This window comes from Chryseobacterium sp. JM1, from assembly GCF_000737715.1.
GTDB lineage: Bacteria > Bacteroidota > Bacteroidia > Flavobacteriales > Weeksellaceae > Chryseobacterium.
In genome coordinates, this window is the sequence record NZ_JPRN01000020.1 from 47,209 (window position 1) to 63,444 (window position 16,236).

The 16,236-nt window shown below is 34.4% G+C and carries 9 protein-coding genes and 1 tRNA gene; 2 read left to right on the top strand and 8 right to left on the bottom strand.

The genetic code is table 11. The features are described from left to right. Positions 1-92 precede the first annotated feature (92 nt). The 3 genes from IW22_RS21895 to IW22_RS21905 form a co-directional block, all read right to left on the bottom strand. Positions 93-1,235: a T9SS type A sorting domain-containing protein gene (locus IW22_RS21895; RefSeq protein ID WP_081874005.1), complete on the bottom strand. Its 1,143-nt coding sequence runs from the start codon at positions 1,233-1,235 to the stop codon at positions 93-95. Positions 1,236-1,518: 283 nt separating this feature from the next. Further along, positions 1,519-3,972, bottom strand: coding sequence for a hypothetical protein (locus tag IW22_RS21900; protein ID WP_034731299.1), 2,454 nt, complete (start codon positions 3,970-3,972; stop codon positions 1,519-1,521). Between the two features lie 213 nt (positions 3,973-4,185). Continuing rightward, a complete protein-coding gene (locus IW22_RS21905; RefSeq protein WP_034731301.1) occupies positions 4,186-6,216 on the bottom strand; it encodes a TonB-dependent receptor in 2,031 nt (676 codons plus the stop codon). Positions 6,217-6,584: 368 nt separating this feature from the next. Between IW22_RS21905 and IW22_RS21910 the strand changes: the two genes are divergently transcribed. Continuing rightward, positions 6,585-6,658, top strand: a tRNA-Ala gene (locus IW22_RS21910). 396 nt (positions 6,659-7,054) lie between these two features. On the opposite strand, the gene IW22_RS24675 is transcribed toward IW22_RS21910, so the two are convergent. Beyond that, complete coding sequence (locus IW22_RS24675; RefSeq protein ID WP_228384089.1) at positions 7,055-7,366, bottom strand: antirestriction protein ArdA; 312 nt, start codon at positions 7,364-7,366, stop codon at positions 7,055-7,057. A gap of 689 nt (positions 7,367-8,055) precedes the next feature. Between IW22_RS24675 and IW22_RS21920 the strand changes: the two genes are divergently transcribed. Beyond that, positions 8,056-8,421 carry a helix-turn-helix domain-containing protein gene (locus IW22_RS21920; RefSeq protein WP_034731304.1) on the top strand — a complete coding sequence of 122 codons (366 nt, stop codon included), beginning with the start codon at positions 8,056-8,058 and terminating at the stop codon, positions 8,419-8,421. 149 nt (positions 8,422-8,570) lie between these two features. Here IW22_RS21920 and IW22_RS21925 read toward each other — a convergent pair whose 3' ends face one another. From IW22_RS21925 to IW22_RS21940, 4 genes are all read right to left on the bottom strand, one after another. Further along, a complete protein-coding gene (locus IW22_RS21925; protein ID WP_034731306.1) occupies positions 8,571-8,942 on the bottom strand; it encodes a DUF6334 family protein in 372 nt (123 codons plus the stop codon). 2 nt (positions 8,943-8,944) lie between these two features. Beyond that, positions 8,945-12,811, bottom strand: coding sequence for a DUF6443 domain-containing protein (locus IW22_RS21930; protein WP_081874006.1), 3,867 nt, complete (start codon positions 12,809-12,811; stop codon positions 8,945-8,947). 4 nt (positions 12,812-12,815) lie between these two features. Further along, positions 12,816-15,881 carry a hypothetical protein gene (locus tag IW22_RS21935; RefSeq protein WP_034731309.1) on the bottom strand — a complete coding sequence of 1,022 codons (3,066 nt, stop codon included), beginning with the start codon at positions 15,879-15,881 and terminating at the stop codon, positions 12,816-12,818. A gap of 4 nt (positions 15,882-15,885) precedes the next feature. Then, positions 15,886-16,236 (bottom strand): T9SS type A sorting domain-containing protein (locus IW22_RS21940; protein ID WP_034731313.1); only part of this gene is annotated, 351 nt, incomplete at its 5' end.

The window sequence follows — 16,236 nt, forward strand, 5'->3', positions numbered from 1 at the left end:
AGTAACAAAATTGGGTTTGGCGGTTGTTTAGAGATGTAAACAAGAAAGGCTGCCAATGGCAGCTTTCCCTGTTGTTAATACTAAAAAATGAATTATTTTTTTATCGTTTTCAAAGTTTTGGAACTGCCATCATTCATTTTTAAGGTGATAAAATAAATTCCTTCTTTTAAATCGCCCAGATGAATAGATGCGGATGGTTTCTCAATAGTTTTAACCCATCTTCCTAAAGTATCGGTAACACTCACAGATTTTACTTTAGATATATCAGAGATCGTAAGCAGATCACTGAACGGATTGGGTGATACGGTGATCTTTTTTGAGTTTTCCGCTACTTCCTGGGTAGACAGTGATGTGCTGTCGTATGCTGACATCTGGAATTCTCCACTACTTTCACTCGAATCATATTTCCATACACTGATATACAATGTAGCTCCGGGAGTCTGTCCGGTTAATGAAATCAGAGAAAAAAGGCCATCGCCGCCATCATCATTACAGCCAACCTCTGTTAAAGAACCACAGGTTCCGCTATAGACAGAAATGGTTGAGTCTCCAAATGAGGACCCGGAAGCTTCTTTGGTTTCTATTGTAATGTTGCCACTCTGTGGAACCACTACACTAAACCAAATATTTTCAGCAGCATCAGAATTACATGAAGGTACTGCCCCTACAGTTGTAGCTCCGGAATTATCGGAAATGATGGTTCCTGAAGCGAAATCTGTTCCTACCGTTAATGGTGTAGCCCCAGAACAATTATCATTTGACGGCGGGATAGGATCATACGCTGAGATCTGAAACTCTCCGTTATCTGTACCGTCACTGTATTTCCATACACTTACGTAAAGTGTTGTTCCAGGGGTCTGTCCCGTCAGTGAAAGGAGTGAAAAATAACCGTCTCCTCCGTCATCATTACAGTCAATCTCAGTTAAGGATCCGCAGGTTCCAGTGTACACCGTAAGTACTGAATCATCAAATAAAGACCCGGAAGCTTCCTTGGTTTCTATCTTAAGGTTTCCACTTGCCGGGACAACTACGCTAAACCAGGTATTTTCCACTGCGTCTGAATTACAAGATGGGACAGAACCATCAGTAGTAGCACCTGTATTATTGGAAGTAATGGCACCCGCTGTAAAATTTGCACCTACAACTAAGGATGTTGCTGCTGAACAATCATCATTTTGGGCGTATGCCAATGTGGCTGCCAGTAAAGACATGCAAAATAATAGTTTTTTTTTCATAATATTTTTTTAAAAAAGTTTTTGGTGTATACCGTAACGATGATAGCATTGCTTTATTTTTTCAGTTTGACAGATGAACTCTCAGTCTGTCTAAATGATAACAATATTATTATTCTATTAACGGTGATCTCTTATCACAAATATATAAAATTAATCAAAAACACTCCTTTTTAATATATTACATTCTTAAATGATCTAATTTTTAAATTTTTAATAAGGAAAAATTAGAAACGGTAAAGTCTCCCAGCAACGTCTTTTACAGCAACTGCATTCCGGATGAATTCTAGAATCCCAGAAGTTTAAGCTTAAACTGAATGGCGAAATTATCTTTAAATTTTGGAGTATTGTAATACCCTACCCTGTAGAAAAAACCTAAATTAAATTGAGAGGATAAGAAATTATTCCACTCCAGTCCCAGTTCATTGTACAAATGATCTAATTTTTTAAATTCAAACTGGTGAAATTCCTGATTTTTCATATCACCGATGGTTCCCCTGTAGATCACGTCAAAACTTGACACATTCTTCCCAAAGCTTTTAAAATACCACGGCAGTCTGTGTGTCAGATACGCACCTACAAACTTGTCATTATAATATTTTCCGCCTTCCATGGTGGCAAATCCCAGATAAGAGGTAAGGTTGAAATTCAATCCGCCATTTCCATTACCCAGCCCGTTCAGCGTGAAATTCTTCCAGATGGGCGCATCACCGGTAACCAAACCTCCATACAGCCTCACTCCGGTTAAACCAAGCTTAGTCTTAAAATTTTGAACAAATAGCGCGTCGAATCTACTGAACTGCACATCACCTCCCAACGCCTTATATGCCTGTTCATAATTCAGATAGAGTTCCGGAAGATTCTGCTCATAGGTATATTTCCCGGTAGGTGTCATTATATTTTTAGAATTAGGGGAATATTTTAATGTGATAGTTGATGATGCAATATCGAAGCGGCTTCCCAATTCTTTAAAATTATAATTAAATTTCGATTCTTCCTGAGTTCTTTTACCAGCAATATTGATCGTTAGTGCATTGGTGAGGTCATTTTCATAACTCACTTTAAAACCTTTATATCCAAAAAACATGTTATTATTCAGAGCAACTCCGGAGTTCATTATTTTCATTCTGAAATTCCATAAATTTTCTGAAAAGCGGCCAGCTGCCATCACATCATCAAAATATTCAGCCCTGAAAAATGAATTTTTCTGCAATGTAGTCCGTACATCTACGCCTACTCCGTATTTAAAATCCTGATCATAAATACCATACGCAAAATAAGCATCCGGAGAAATAAACTTATTGAACTTTTCATTCAGTTTAGCGCCGGCACCCAAACGGATGTGCTCATATTTATTGTAACCGATTACCCGAGCCAGGTCAAAATCCAGCATTCCCAGTCTTACCTTTCCTTTGAGCAAACCGGTTAATGCTTTTGCCTTTTGGTTGAGTTTATATTTGGCGCTTAAACTGTCGATTTTGGTATAAGTAGCTGCTTCCCGGCCGGTCAGATTTTCGGTACGGTACTGATCAATGCTGTTTCCGTCTGAATTTTTCACGCTCATCGTATAGCCTTTAAAATCTTCAGGTATTTCTTCAATAGAGGTTTTGAAATCAAAATAATCAGCAGTGACAAAAGCATAACTGCCAAACTTTTTGATATGCGTTTTAGCGGATTCTTTTTCTTCTTTGGTTTTATTTTTATCCTTGGCATCATCATTATCAAAAGAGGCAGAACCCATTTTCATTTTATAGTTTTCTTTGACAAGGAACCATTTGTTTTCAACAGGTTTCCAAATACTTGTAATACTTCCTTCGCTTTTAATTTTACTGTTGCTTTCTATTTTTTTCAGCGCATAGGTTGCTTTATCCACATAGAGGTAACCATTGAATTTTCTTTGTTTTGCAGACTGTCTGTCATCAACCTGACGGAAGCGGATGACATAATTCTCCCGTCCTTCTATTTCGATAGAATCTGTTAAAAAGAAACGGTAAAGATTCCTGTTTTCCTCACGAACTTCCTTTGGGATCTGGTTTCTGTTGGAGCGAAAAGCCATCAGCTCATAGATAGGATCTTTCAGACCTGCCACTTTGTTATCTAAAATATTGATTTTCTCCCCATACTTTTTTGAATACATATTTTGAGAGGCTCTTTCCCATAAAAACATTTTACTTCCCCCAACCAGCTTCATCAGATTGACAGATTCCAGAGAGTCTTTCTTCTCTGCTGCTTTCATGGAACGTTGCGGCAGCTTCTTAAGCGAATCGATACGGTTGGTAATATAGGCATTATAAGCATTAATACTGTCTTCGTCAAAATCCAGAGAAATTTTCTCATAAGAATTGAATGAGTAAGAATCTAAGCTCTTCGGAGAATTCTGCTGATAATTTTCATTGACTTTCCTGAGAATTTCCAATGCTCTGGGATCACTTTTGTTTTCCAAAACAATGGTCTGAATATTTTTAACGTTGGGATCTGTCTTGACTAAAAAGACTTCCATCACTTTATCAACTACGATATCATCATTCTGGAATCCGTTTGCAGAAATTTCTACTTTTTTACATTTCGTGGTAAAGACAGACATCCCTGATGCATCTGTTCTGCCTATTATCCTGTTGTTACAGGAAACTACTGCATTAGAAACAGGTGACTGATCTCCTGAATTTCTGACTAAGACTTTTGACTGTGAAAAAATGCTGAAGTATCCAAATGACAACAGCAGGATAAGAAGTTTTTTCATATATGTTTTTTTCGCTAGGTGATTTAATAGTTTATGAGCATTTGACTCCGTTTTTACACTATATAAGCAATAAAATAATACAAGCCTTAGTAATTCAAGCAAAAATTGGGCTACTTGTATCCCATTCTATCATTTAGAGGAAATCTATTGCTGAAAATACTGATGATAATATTCTTTGTGACCTCCGTAATACATCCTTTTGAGCTCCAGGGATTAAAAATCCGCTTTAATACCCAGCACAAAATTTCTTTTCGGAGCAGGATTAAAATACCGGTTTCCAAAAGCATTAATGTCAAAACCCGAGACGTAGTCTTCATTATAAAGATTCTGAAGCTGCAGGAATAGATTTAACGTTGTTTTATCAAAACGGACCGGAAACCTTAATTGTATATTTCCGATTAAGCTCGGCTCTGACCAAACAGAATTAGCATCATTCAAAGGTATTTTTGAAGTGTAAAAGTGGGAATAATCGATAGACAATTTTTTGAAAAAAGTAAAATTTAGCAAGCTGTTAAGCGTCGTTCCGGCAACTCCTGTCAGATCATTCCCGGAAAAATCATTTTCATTTTGGCGGTAATTTTGAAATTTAAAGCGGTAAAATGCCCCTGAAAACCGGAATTTTATTTTATTGAAAAAATCATTTTTCAGATCAAAATCTTTAGTTTCCAAAAGGATTTCCCAACCTTTCTGAACTGTTTCTCCTGCATTGACAAAATATTCCTGGCCCGCTTCATTTTGCCTTCTCACAATCGCATCTTTCATACGGAAGTCAAAATAGCTTCCTTCTATAAAAATATAATTTCCCAGCTGCTTTCTGATACCAGCCTCTTTATTCCATCCGAATTCAGGACTTAGGGTAACATTAAACTCCTGAGTGGATGACCGTATTTCTTCATTGGTGGGAGCAGAATTTCCTTTACCAATCTTTCCTCTGACTGAAAAACCTTTTGCCAGCATATAAGTCAGTCCAAAGTTGGGAAGCCATTGGTCCTTAAAATGTACGCTGTGGTTCTGTGACTGAGGATAAAGTCTCTCTCCTTTATAGGAATTTGAATTGAGACTCACAGAAATGTCAGTAAAAAGTTGAGCATTAAAATTCAGTTTCTGGGACAGAAAATAAAAACCTGAAGTATTTCTGATCCGGTCGAAATTTTGAGGATTGCCTATATATCCTTTATTATTATCATAGTTTTTCACCAGGATATCGTTGAGGCCTCCTTCGAAGCCAAACCGCCAGGCTAATGAAATTTTTGTCCAGTTTTTCTCATAATTTAAATGGGTTCGTAAAGCAAAGTTCTTTTCAAAACGGTTCTCAAAATTGGTAATGAACGGGTTTTTAAAATCAACATATGATCCCTGAACTAAAATAAAATGGGAAAAGGCGGGGGTAAAATTATATTCGTTTGAAAGACCTGCCAAAACCATTTTATTACGGATTCCTGCATTTTGTTCCAAAGCACCGGGCAGCGCAGGAGTCGCAGGCCTTGCCATTTTTCTATCAACCTGCATTTGTCCAAACGTTAATCCCCCGGGAGTCTGATAATCCAGATCAGTATACATGAGCATAGCCCTGAGCCATCCTTTTTCTGAATACTGAAAATGATCTTTGATGAAAATCTGCTTCCTGAGCATTTCAGACTGCTGTCTGTACCCATCTGTCTGGTAGTGATTCTGAAAAATTTCAAAAAAATGTTTCCCAAGCTGTTTTGACACATTAAAACTCTCATTAAAAGTTCCATAACTTCCAATGGAAAGACCGGCAGAAAGGTTTTCTGAATTTTGGGTTTTAAGAAGAACTGTACCTCCCGTAACGGCTCCATAGTCTCCGCTTTCAGGTCCTTTGTAAATTTCCATTCTGTCGATCAGCTCAGGAGAAATCACATTCAAATACGTATTTCCGGAAGCATCAGATAAAATAAAATCATCCAGATACACTTTTACATTACGAACACCAAAAGGAGATCTCAAAGTGCTACCGCGAACAGAAAGCCTGTAACTTCCCGCAGAGCGTTCTTCCATCCTAACACCAGCAGTCTGATTGATGGATTCCAGCAGTCTTTCGGGGGTATTCTGACGGAGAATATTTTCAGAAACCACAGAAACTGATTTTGTGGAAGACATAAAGCCTGACGGTTTCTTGTAACCATCAATTTTAACTTCTGACACAAGGGTTGCCGAATCTTCCTTTTGAGAAAATAAAGCCGTAGCATAGAATACAGAAAAAAAGAGAGAGATTTTTTTCATAAATCAGGAATACGTAAAACTATACTTTTTCTTTCTATTGAACAACGGAAAAACAGGGTCATTACGCAATGATTGGCTGAAAATTACCAATGACAGTGCTAAAGAATTTCTAAAAGCAGAAAACGAAGCGTGGGACATCTATCCTCTTTACCAGATTTTAAAGGCGAGTCTGTACTTGAAAATGTTGTATTAGGTAAAAACGCTACTACATTCTTTAAAAGATTTTAAAGCTTCATTTTTTTAAAACTGCTCTATTTTACAGACACTTTCCTAAAAAGCCTTTTATTCTAGAGAAAAAAACCAATAAAAAATTTGCATATACCATTTAAATACTTACTTTTGTAGCGCTTTAAAATTAAAGAAAGAATGGGGGATTGGCGCAGTTGGCTAGCGCGTTTGACTGGCAGTCAAAAGGTCACGGGTTCGAATCCCGTATTCTCCACTTTTAAAATCAAAGAGAATTTGCAAATTATTGAAATTTAAATAATTACATTTTCTCTTTTTTGTTTTTGTACCCGAATTTTTGAAATGTACTTTTTTAAATCTGCTTGAATCTAATTAAACCTATTTGAATTTTAAAGTATACAAAAGGTTATTATAATAACACAAATATACTAAGATTTAAAATAATGTCCGTTACTCTCAAAATAATCATACATTAGATTTCTTGCCGTATTTTCCCAATCAATACAGATATATGAGAGTAAGTTTTCTGGGATATCCCCACGTTCTTCCAAAAGAGACTGTACGAAAGTTTCATCATCTAAATACTCACCCATATAGAAACCTACCACACCTTCATAAACGCTCTGAAAATCTACTTTCCCAAAACAATTAATTAAGCCTTGAAAACCTCGAGATTATAGCCAGAATCATTTATATGGCCTGCTATTTCATATATATCTTTTGAGATATGACTTTCTCCAATTAATCCAAGCTTTTCAAACAATTCACAATGTTCATAATCTTGAAACATAAATTCAAGATCTTTTTCATCGCTATGAAGCTTTTTCATTACTTCTAATAGTTCGTCATAATCTGAATAATCAGAAAGGTTAAGCCACTCACCAAATAATGAGCCTTCATTGTACTTTCTGTACGTTCCTACATAGATACTGCAAGAATCAAGACAATTTTGTAGATTTGCCATGTCGATAATTTTTTACTGATTTTAAAATTTATTGATTTGCCTATTGTGTTCGTAGTACTTTAGGCATTTTTTATATATTACTGTGAAAATCTATGAAGAAAAAAGAACTTGAAACAGTTCTTTGATATAGTTAGAAAGTCAATATTCATGCCAATTGACAGGGATTTTAACTTTAAAATTAAAGTTTTTAAAATATTTTTAAACATAAACCGCACATACAAAAAACTCTCACAAAAGCTAACAATAAAACATGCAGTTTGAAGAGTATCACCAGTGCAAAAGAGTAAGTAGAAAATAAAAACAGATCTACAAAAACCGTCCACAACAAAACAACTGTATGAAAAAAGTTTTGGCAATCGGCGGGGGTAGGTAAAAAAGTTAATCTGACACCGTACATCTTCTTCTTAGTCACTCCTGTCCCTGCACTCATAATATATTTTTTGATGTTGAATTGTCGTAAAGTCTACTTAAAGTAAATTTGATTTTTTGAGAATAAGTTGGTGAGGGTACTTTTGTGAGTGGGGGTTAACAATTGTGTTTTTTCACACCATATAATATACTGTATAGTTTTTTACAGTTATTTCATTTCCTCATTACTCTGAAGTGAAGATACGCTTGGGAACTTTAAGAAAAACCCAGAACAAAATACTTTGCCTGCCTATCAGCAGGGATTCGATAATTTTTGTCTTATGAGTTTAGCCGATAACATTAAAGATATAAGAGAACAGAAGAACCTTAAACAAATTGAGGTTGCTAATTATATTGGTGTAGATAAATCTGCTTATTCTAAAATTGAAAAGGGAACCAGAAGTCTAGTGGTAGAAGAACTGCAGAAGATGGCGCAGCTTTTTGATATGAATACCGATCAGATCATTAATCATGAAGGTTCTATTCCCAAAGAAGTTATTCTGGAGGATAAAACGGAACTCGAACAAATAAGGCTTATTCAACAGCTCGAAGATGAAGACAAGCAAACCATCTTCCGACTCGTGGAAAAGATGCTTACCAATAAAAAGTTTAAAGATTTTTTTGCTAAAAATTCTGCAGCGCTATAGAAATAATAAAAGAAAAGCCACCGTGAGGTGGCTTTCTTATTGTAATTAATTTTATTTGAATTTCAATGAGTTAGTGTTTGAAATTGTTCTCATCACTAACTTTGGAACATTACCGAACATTACCAAGTCACAGGCTTTGCGTAGCGGATTCAATCTAGCTGATTTACTGAACAGATTTTAATACAAGAAGAAACACTAGTAAAAAAATGTGTTGGAACAAATTTCTCAAGTCCTAGTATAAATACATCATTAAAGCCAAGATGATTAATAGGAAACCAAAAGGAAACTACCTTTTTATTTACAAATAGATTATTAAATTTTAATTCTTCATTATGATTTACATTTTCTTGAATTGCATTGTCAATCCGTATTGAATCTGTATCCGTATCAATGTTAAATACAATAGTTTTACCGTCTATTAGCAATGATACTGAAGTTATATTATTATTATAATCTTCATCTCTTGATAACTGTATTGATTGAATTGTTTTTCCTATAATCCAATTTAATTCACTTTTCATACTTAATATTTTTGAGCTTTAGAGGATGCTTGTTTAATTATTTTTAATGCCGTCATTGCTTTTTCATCTCCCTGTGCAGCTTTATTTGCTATCTCACCAACTTTCATACTCTTATAAACATCATCAATAACACTTAGGTTTCCTAATTTTCCTCCTCTTGCAATTACTGCTTCTGCAACAGTTATATCTTTTAAATGAGTTAAGTTTCCCATTGCTCTTATTCCTCCCTTGGTAAGTTTAAGGATTGCTTCTCCTTCTCCTTGAGAAGAGATTGGCATTAACTCCATAGATAATATTATCTGTGCAGAAATTTTACCCCAATCAGGACCTGAATCAAGCCAATATCTCCAATTTTGTACAGCAAAGGTACCATACTTAATTCTAAAATAAAAATCTTTGTAACTACTTGCTACTTGATCACCCGCACTAAAATCTGGTATGTTTTTCGAATAAAATTTTGCCCTAGCAAAATCCAATTCTCCCACATAAAAAACATCATCTAATCCATCATTTACAATTACAGTTTTTCCATTTCTCTCATTTACAAAAGCAGTCGAAATTTTATTATTTCCTCTTGTATTTAAAAACTCATTTTTATTATCTTGCTTTTTACCAAAATTTAAATCAACCTCTTCAGGTGATCTTCCATCAGGATCAATAAATAATATAGGATTATTGAAAGCATAGCCATAAGGATCTAATGTATAATCACTTAATGGGTCATGAGTTCCAAATCTTCCAATATCGGGCATATAGAATCTTGCTCCATAATCATACATACCAGTTTCTTGCAGCTCCTTTCCGTTATACTTATATTGATACGCATTCTGGGTAGTTGCAGTATAGTTATGCAATAGTCCAAAAGGATAATAGTTGTTAACTTCTATAATTTCACCAGGTCTCCAGTCATCGAAACAAAACTTACCTGAACAGTTGGAAGCATTGTACATCCTCGGCTGGATAATTCCGTCTCCACTTATATCTGTATAACTTAATCTTAGATTTCCTAAATGATCCGTAAAATTATATACATATCGATTTAACAGTGCATCATAATAACCTTCTGATGTAGGAATAATTCTCAACTGTATAACCGGGATTTCAGTTGGGTCTGGATGATAGGTTCCTTCTCCATCCCATGATTCAATATCGAATGTAGATTTGTATTGAAATCCATCCAGATAATTAGTTTCTAAATCTCTAAAGAGCTTCTTTACTTTTGCTCCGTCTGCTCTGTAAGTATAATTGGTAACTTTAGCATTCTGAGTAATCTGTTTGGGTAAATTTAGATAATTATATTGGATCTCGGAAATTCCTTTGTCTGGATGACTGATCATGTTTCCATTTCCGTTACCATTGTCATTATCGTACCCGATAGTCCCGGGGTTAGCCAGATAAGGATAACCTGAAGGATTCTGCTGTTCGTCGGTAACCTTGGTCAGCTTATTTCCCGTATAATCATACCTTAAATTATCAATAGCCACCGCTGTTGTGTTTCCTGCCAGCAGTCCTGCTGATCTTTGTAATCTTGTAATATTGCCATTAATGTCGTATTCCAATTTTTCAAAATATTCTTTTGCTGCTTCGTTACCTGCTTTCTGATAAAACCCTGCTGAAAGTCGGTTTAGCGGGTCATAGGCATAGCCATATCTTTTTAGAGGTTCATTATCTTCTGTTAAGGTTTTCCATGATACTTCCGCAATATTTCCGTTGAACTTAGGTTTTACCTTCAAATTGGTAAAATCTGAATTAGGAGTTTCTAGACCTTCAACCAAATTGTAATTGATCTTATATCCAAACAGATCATTTCCTAAACTTTCAGGATCATTGATCTGGGTCATCCAACCTCTGATGTTGTATTTGTAATCTATGCTTTGAAGCGGTGATCCAACACTAATTCCTCCGACTTTTTTAGATTCAAGCTGGGATAGTTCATTGTATTTGTTTTGAGCCAGAATCTCTTCAGGATTGTTATCTACTTTATGTTTGTGAACGAGTAATCTATTTTGATGGTCATACGTGAAGTTTTCTGTAATCATCCGTTCAGTATCTGTAGTAAGCCTTTTATGTTTTGTAATAACAGTTTGTGGAACTCCTCCAAAATCTAATTTAGATTCTGTTTTGGTATAACCTCCTAGATGATTAATAGAATAGGTTCCTACCGCACGACCTTTGGTATCGTAATAAGTGTAGTTTTTGGTCCAGTTATCATCTTCAATGTTTTTCACTAAACTAAGTACGGGAAGTCCTTTGGTACTCCTTCCATCAGATACTGTCCCTGTAAGAATAGGCTCACCTAAAACACTGGAAACAGACGGATTGAAACTATAGCCTGGAAGAGTATCATAATAACTCAATGACATTAATGTAACCCATTTTGTTGAATTTGGATAAGTACTGTCTTGATTTCCATAATATACCTCTACTCCTTGTCTCTCGAAAAGAGCAGTGGTTAATCTATTTACATTATTAGAGCCATATCCATCAACAATAGTTTGTTCGGCACTTCTAGTACCACCTGTCCCTATTCCAGTAATAGCAACCCTTCCAAACTGATCATATTTGGTATACAGCCATTGTCCTTTTTCTTTTAAAACAGTATCCTGACTGGCAACAAGTCGGTCCTGTTTATCATACACCATGTATTCCCAACCTTTGCCAGGTAACTTTTTTTCTACCAAACGGTTTTTGCCATCATAACGGTACTGGTAGCATAGATCATTCAATAAGGTATCTGTGATCGCTTGATTGATCGCTTTTGGGGGAATAACAAATGCCAATTGGTTATATTCATTATACACATAATAAGTATCTGCATATTCTGAACCGGACAGCATTTTTCTTACTAAAATAATCTGTCTATCTATATTTTTATATTCATACGTTTTATTACCATCTTCATCAATAACAGCATTTCTATATAATTGATTGGCATCATAGGCAGAGGGAAGACTGAGGCTGGATTTGGTGGCATTATTTTCCCAGATGGTTGTTGTGATAAAATGAAACACATCATTTCCTATATTGGCACCATATTCAAACTTAACGGGCTTATTACTCCAAGCATTTCCAACCTGTTTCTGTTCAAGAATTCTGTTTAATGGGGAGCTTTCTAAAACTTTTTCTGAAAAAGCACGTTCATTATTATAAAAAGCAGACGAGATGGATGATATAGCGACATTATCTATAAATAGACCAGTGTTCTGTGTAGTTGGAACGGGTAAGAAGTCTTTTGTTCTTCTTCCAAAACTATCATATTCAAACGGAGTAACAACATCTTTTGCTAATGGGGTTGCTCCTTTGGCAACATTTTGCATCTCTCTTCCAAGACCATCATAATATATAATTGATACTTTTTTCTTTCCGGCATTCCCTTGATCAGAGAAATAATCAATTTCAGTAATTTCGTTTTGAGAAGTCCAATTTGATAAATAAGTAGAGAGATCTCCTGATATCATAACTGGTGCCGTCAGGTCGACAGATATTGTTCCAGAAAAATTTGTTAATGATAAAGGGTTTTCATGATAAATAGCGATGTAGTTATCTATAATAAAAAAACGATATCCTTTATCCGCAAAAAAACTTCCAGCTGGTATGGGTATCTCTGTATTGGGAAGAATCCCCGCATAGTCAGTTGCCACCACCTTACCCTGGCTTAAAAGTGTTTCCGTAAATCCGCCACTAAAGTTAAGACTTAGTATATTGTTATTTACATTTAATGATACGCCCCCGCCTCCACTGTTAGAAGCTGGAGCAAATTTATTCCAATTGTAATATTTCGAGTAATTAGAAAATTGAGCTTTTATGATTGTTGTACTAAATAAAAGAAATAATAATATTAGATTTATGTGTTTATATATTGATTTCATCAGATTATTGGTTTTTAATTTTATAGCTTATGGTTTTCAAAAGTTTTCCATTCTGATCTTTTACATTTATTAACCTTCCAATATTATCATAATTATAATATTCAATCATACCAGACGAATTCATAATGCTGCTTACTCCTTGATTCGGTTTAAATGTGTACAGAGCACACATATGGTTAGGTAGTGAATTAATTATATTATATTGTTGTTGTTTTATTTGTGTATAATCAGGTGAAGCAGCATTCAATAAAGGTTTCAGTATATTCAAATATCCTAAGATTGCACTTTCATCTATTATTTCCGCTCCTTCTATTTTTAATATGGTATACAAATTGTTATATCCATAATAGTAATAAACATAAGTTCCATTAGCTTTGTGAGCTTTTAAAATATGTCCGTCAATGTCATATTTATCCACAACCAATTTCTCTTCTAATGTATTTGTGACTTTGGATTCCAAAAATTTCTGCGGAAATGTTTGTATGCCTGATGTAAGCGTTCCGCTATTGTCATACATTGCAAACTGCGCATAATCTACCTGAGAAGAAGATAATGGAGCTGAACCCAAAGTTTTATCTGTTTTAATAACCGAAAATTCTCTCCTGTTGGTAAGAATATCATAAGGAGTAATATTACTTTTATCAAAGGAATATTGGTATTCTTCTTTCAGATTTCCATAATTGGTGGTTATTCTATTTTTACTTCTTAAAAAGCTATCACCAAAGTTTCCTCGGACGATGTAATTATAAGATTCCGATTCTATTACATTATTATTGTTAGTATAAGTATTTACAATTTTGGAGGTTAAATTGAAATCCGAGTAGAAAATCTCATAGGCATTACCTGTCAAAACACCATCCATTAGACTAGGGCAGGGTAAATAATTTTCATATTTAAAAGCTCGGATTTTCTGCGGAGTAGTTTCAGCATAATTATATATTTCTTCTACCAATTTAGTACCTGATTGATTATAATATTGTTTTAATTTTAATGTTCCTCTTTTATAACTATAATCTGTTTTAGGGTCAAAAACACTATGTTCTGGAGAGATAGTTCCACTGTATGAATTTGGAAAATCCTCATAAGAATTGTATATGTTTGTTACATAACCATTTCCTGTAGTTTTTTCTATAACAGTCGAATATTCTATTTGCGTGCCTGAAAAATTTGATAAGGGAATGATGGAATTAATGCTAAAAATATTTTTAGTATAAATTGAACCACTAGTAGTTCGAATTTTCCAATCTGGAAAATAATATTGACTTTTATTAAGTAAAATTCCTGAAGAAATAGTAGAAGATATTCCTGTTGTATATAAATATTCTTTTTCAATTTTGTTTACAGCATCGCTAAAACTGCTGATTTTTTTAATTCTTAGTCCGCTAATTTTTCCGTTGTCAGTTATCAGCACAGCATTATTATTAACGGACTTTGAATATGTATGCGGCTCATATTCAAATTTGGAATATCCTGTAGTGGGGTACGTAATTTTATTTAGTGTACCATATTGTAAAGTATTTGGATTAATTCCTCTACTTGCATAATGATCAGAAGGATTCATATTAAAAGGTGTTCCTGTGTAATAGCCAAAATGATCTACGGCTGTAGACAAATGTGATGCTGGAAGCATTGGCATATTATTATATTCAAATGAATACCGTTTTTGATCATACAATATTGAATTTAAGGTAAATCGCTGATTAGCAGTGTCCGTATAATCAAAATTAATTACCTTATTAATATTACTTCCACTTACAATAATGCTATTTAATTTTCTCCACTTTAACCTATTTAATAACCAATTTGCAGTTGATGTATCAATTCCTGACGTATAGTCAGGAGTTATTCCATCCTGTTTCCGAGTCATATAATAGAAACACCATAAATACCATTCAGTAAATGGTACGTTTTGCTGGTAATCATCATGTTCATCAATCCATTTCTCATACGCAACAGCAATAGGTAAATCACTTGAAGAATATGGAATAGCTTGCCGTTCTGAAGAACTCATACTAACACTAATGTTAGATTTTACTCCTTTTACTGTCTTTAAATAAGAGGGAATAATTAATTGGCCACCTGCAAAAACAGATGAAGGAGTATATTTTTGAGAACAGGCACCATTGAAAGTTAAAATATTACCGTTACTTTCTTTGTAATTATCTATATATATATTGTAATTATAAAATGAAGCTTGATAATTTCCTCTTTCATATTCTAACGAATATATTTTTTGATTCAAATTATTATAAACTTCTGTCAAATACCAAGCAGTGGAAAACATTCCCGAACTAGATTGCTCAAAAAAATTATAATTAGTAAACTCAATTGCATTCATGGTACCACCAAATACATACTTATTTCCGTTATCATCCAATACAGTTATTTTACCTATTGATTTTGGAAACTTAGGTGGAGCTGGATCTCCACTCGCGTTATAACCAATACTAGGAAAATTCATAGGAACTACATTATCATTCATATTTATGATAACTTTTAAATTGCTGCTAGAGCTAACTTTCCATTCTCCATCCTGACCTAAAAAGAATTTACCTGTATGTCCCATAAAATTAAATGTAAATGTGTCTGGGGCCAAATCTTGGTATGAATCAGCAATAACAGATGCTGAATTAATAGACAATTGCCTCATATAATCATTACTATTCCAGTTGTCAACATTAAGCTTATTATGATGATGATAATATCCCTTCGCTGGAATTATTCCTGGTCTTGTAGAATCATATTCATCATATGCGGGTCCGTTATAAGTTCTGGTAATTACTCCACCCGCATTAAGTGCCCAATTTTGGCCAACCCAACCTGATACATCACTTACTCTCACTCCTCCAGTATCATAACGTAGATTAATATCTAATAGAACACCATCCTCATTTAAAGTATGAATAGGAACAGATACATCGGCCCTTCCTGTGTACAAATTCATAGGAATATCTCCGTACTTCCCTAAAGATGATGCATTGGGAGATTGTATACTTTTGGGAAGATCTAACGTTTGTGCTCCAATATTTACAATAAATATTAAAAAGCATAATAAAGTATTTTTTTTCATTTGTCTATTTCTTTATGAGTTTGGCATCAGTTGTTTTATTTGTATCTGTTTTTATGATTATCAGATATGCACCCTGAATCAGATTCTGCGTATTAATCTTGGTAACTTTATTCTTCGTTTTCAGACTTTGGATTTGTCTTCCACCCATGTCATATAGAATAATATCAGCTTCTTTAAAGTCAAAGCCTATTTCAACATAAGCATAATCTGAAACTGGATTTGGATAGATTTTGATGTCTTGTTTTTCTACCAAGTGATCAAGTTGCTTATCTCCAAGTTTCACAATCTTCCAGTTCTCTTTTCCAAGTTCTTCCGCACTGGTTCCTGCAATGATAATACTGCCATCTCTGTTTAG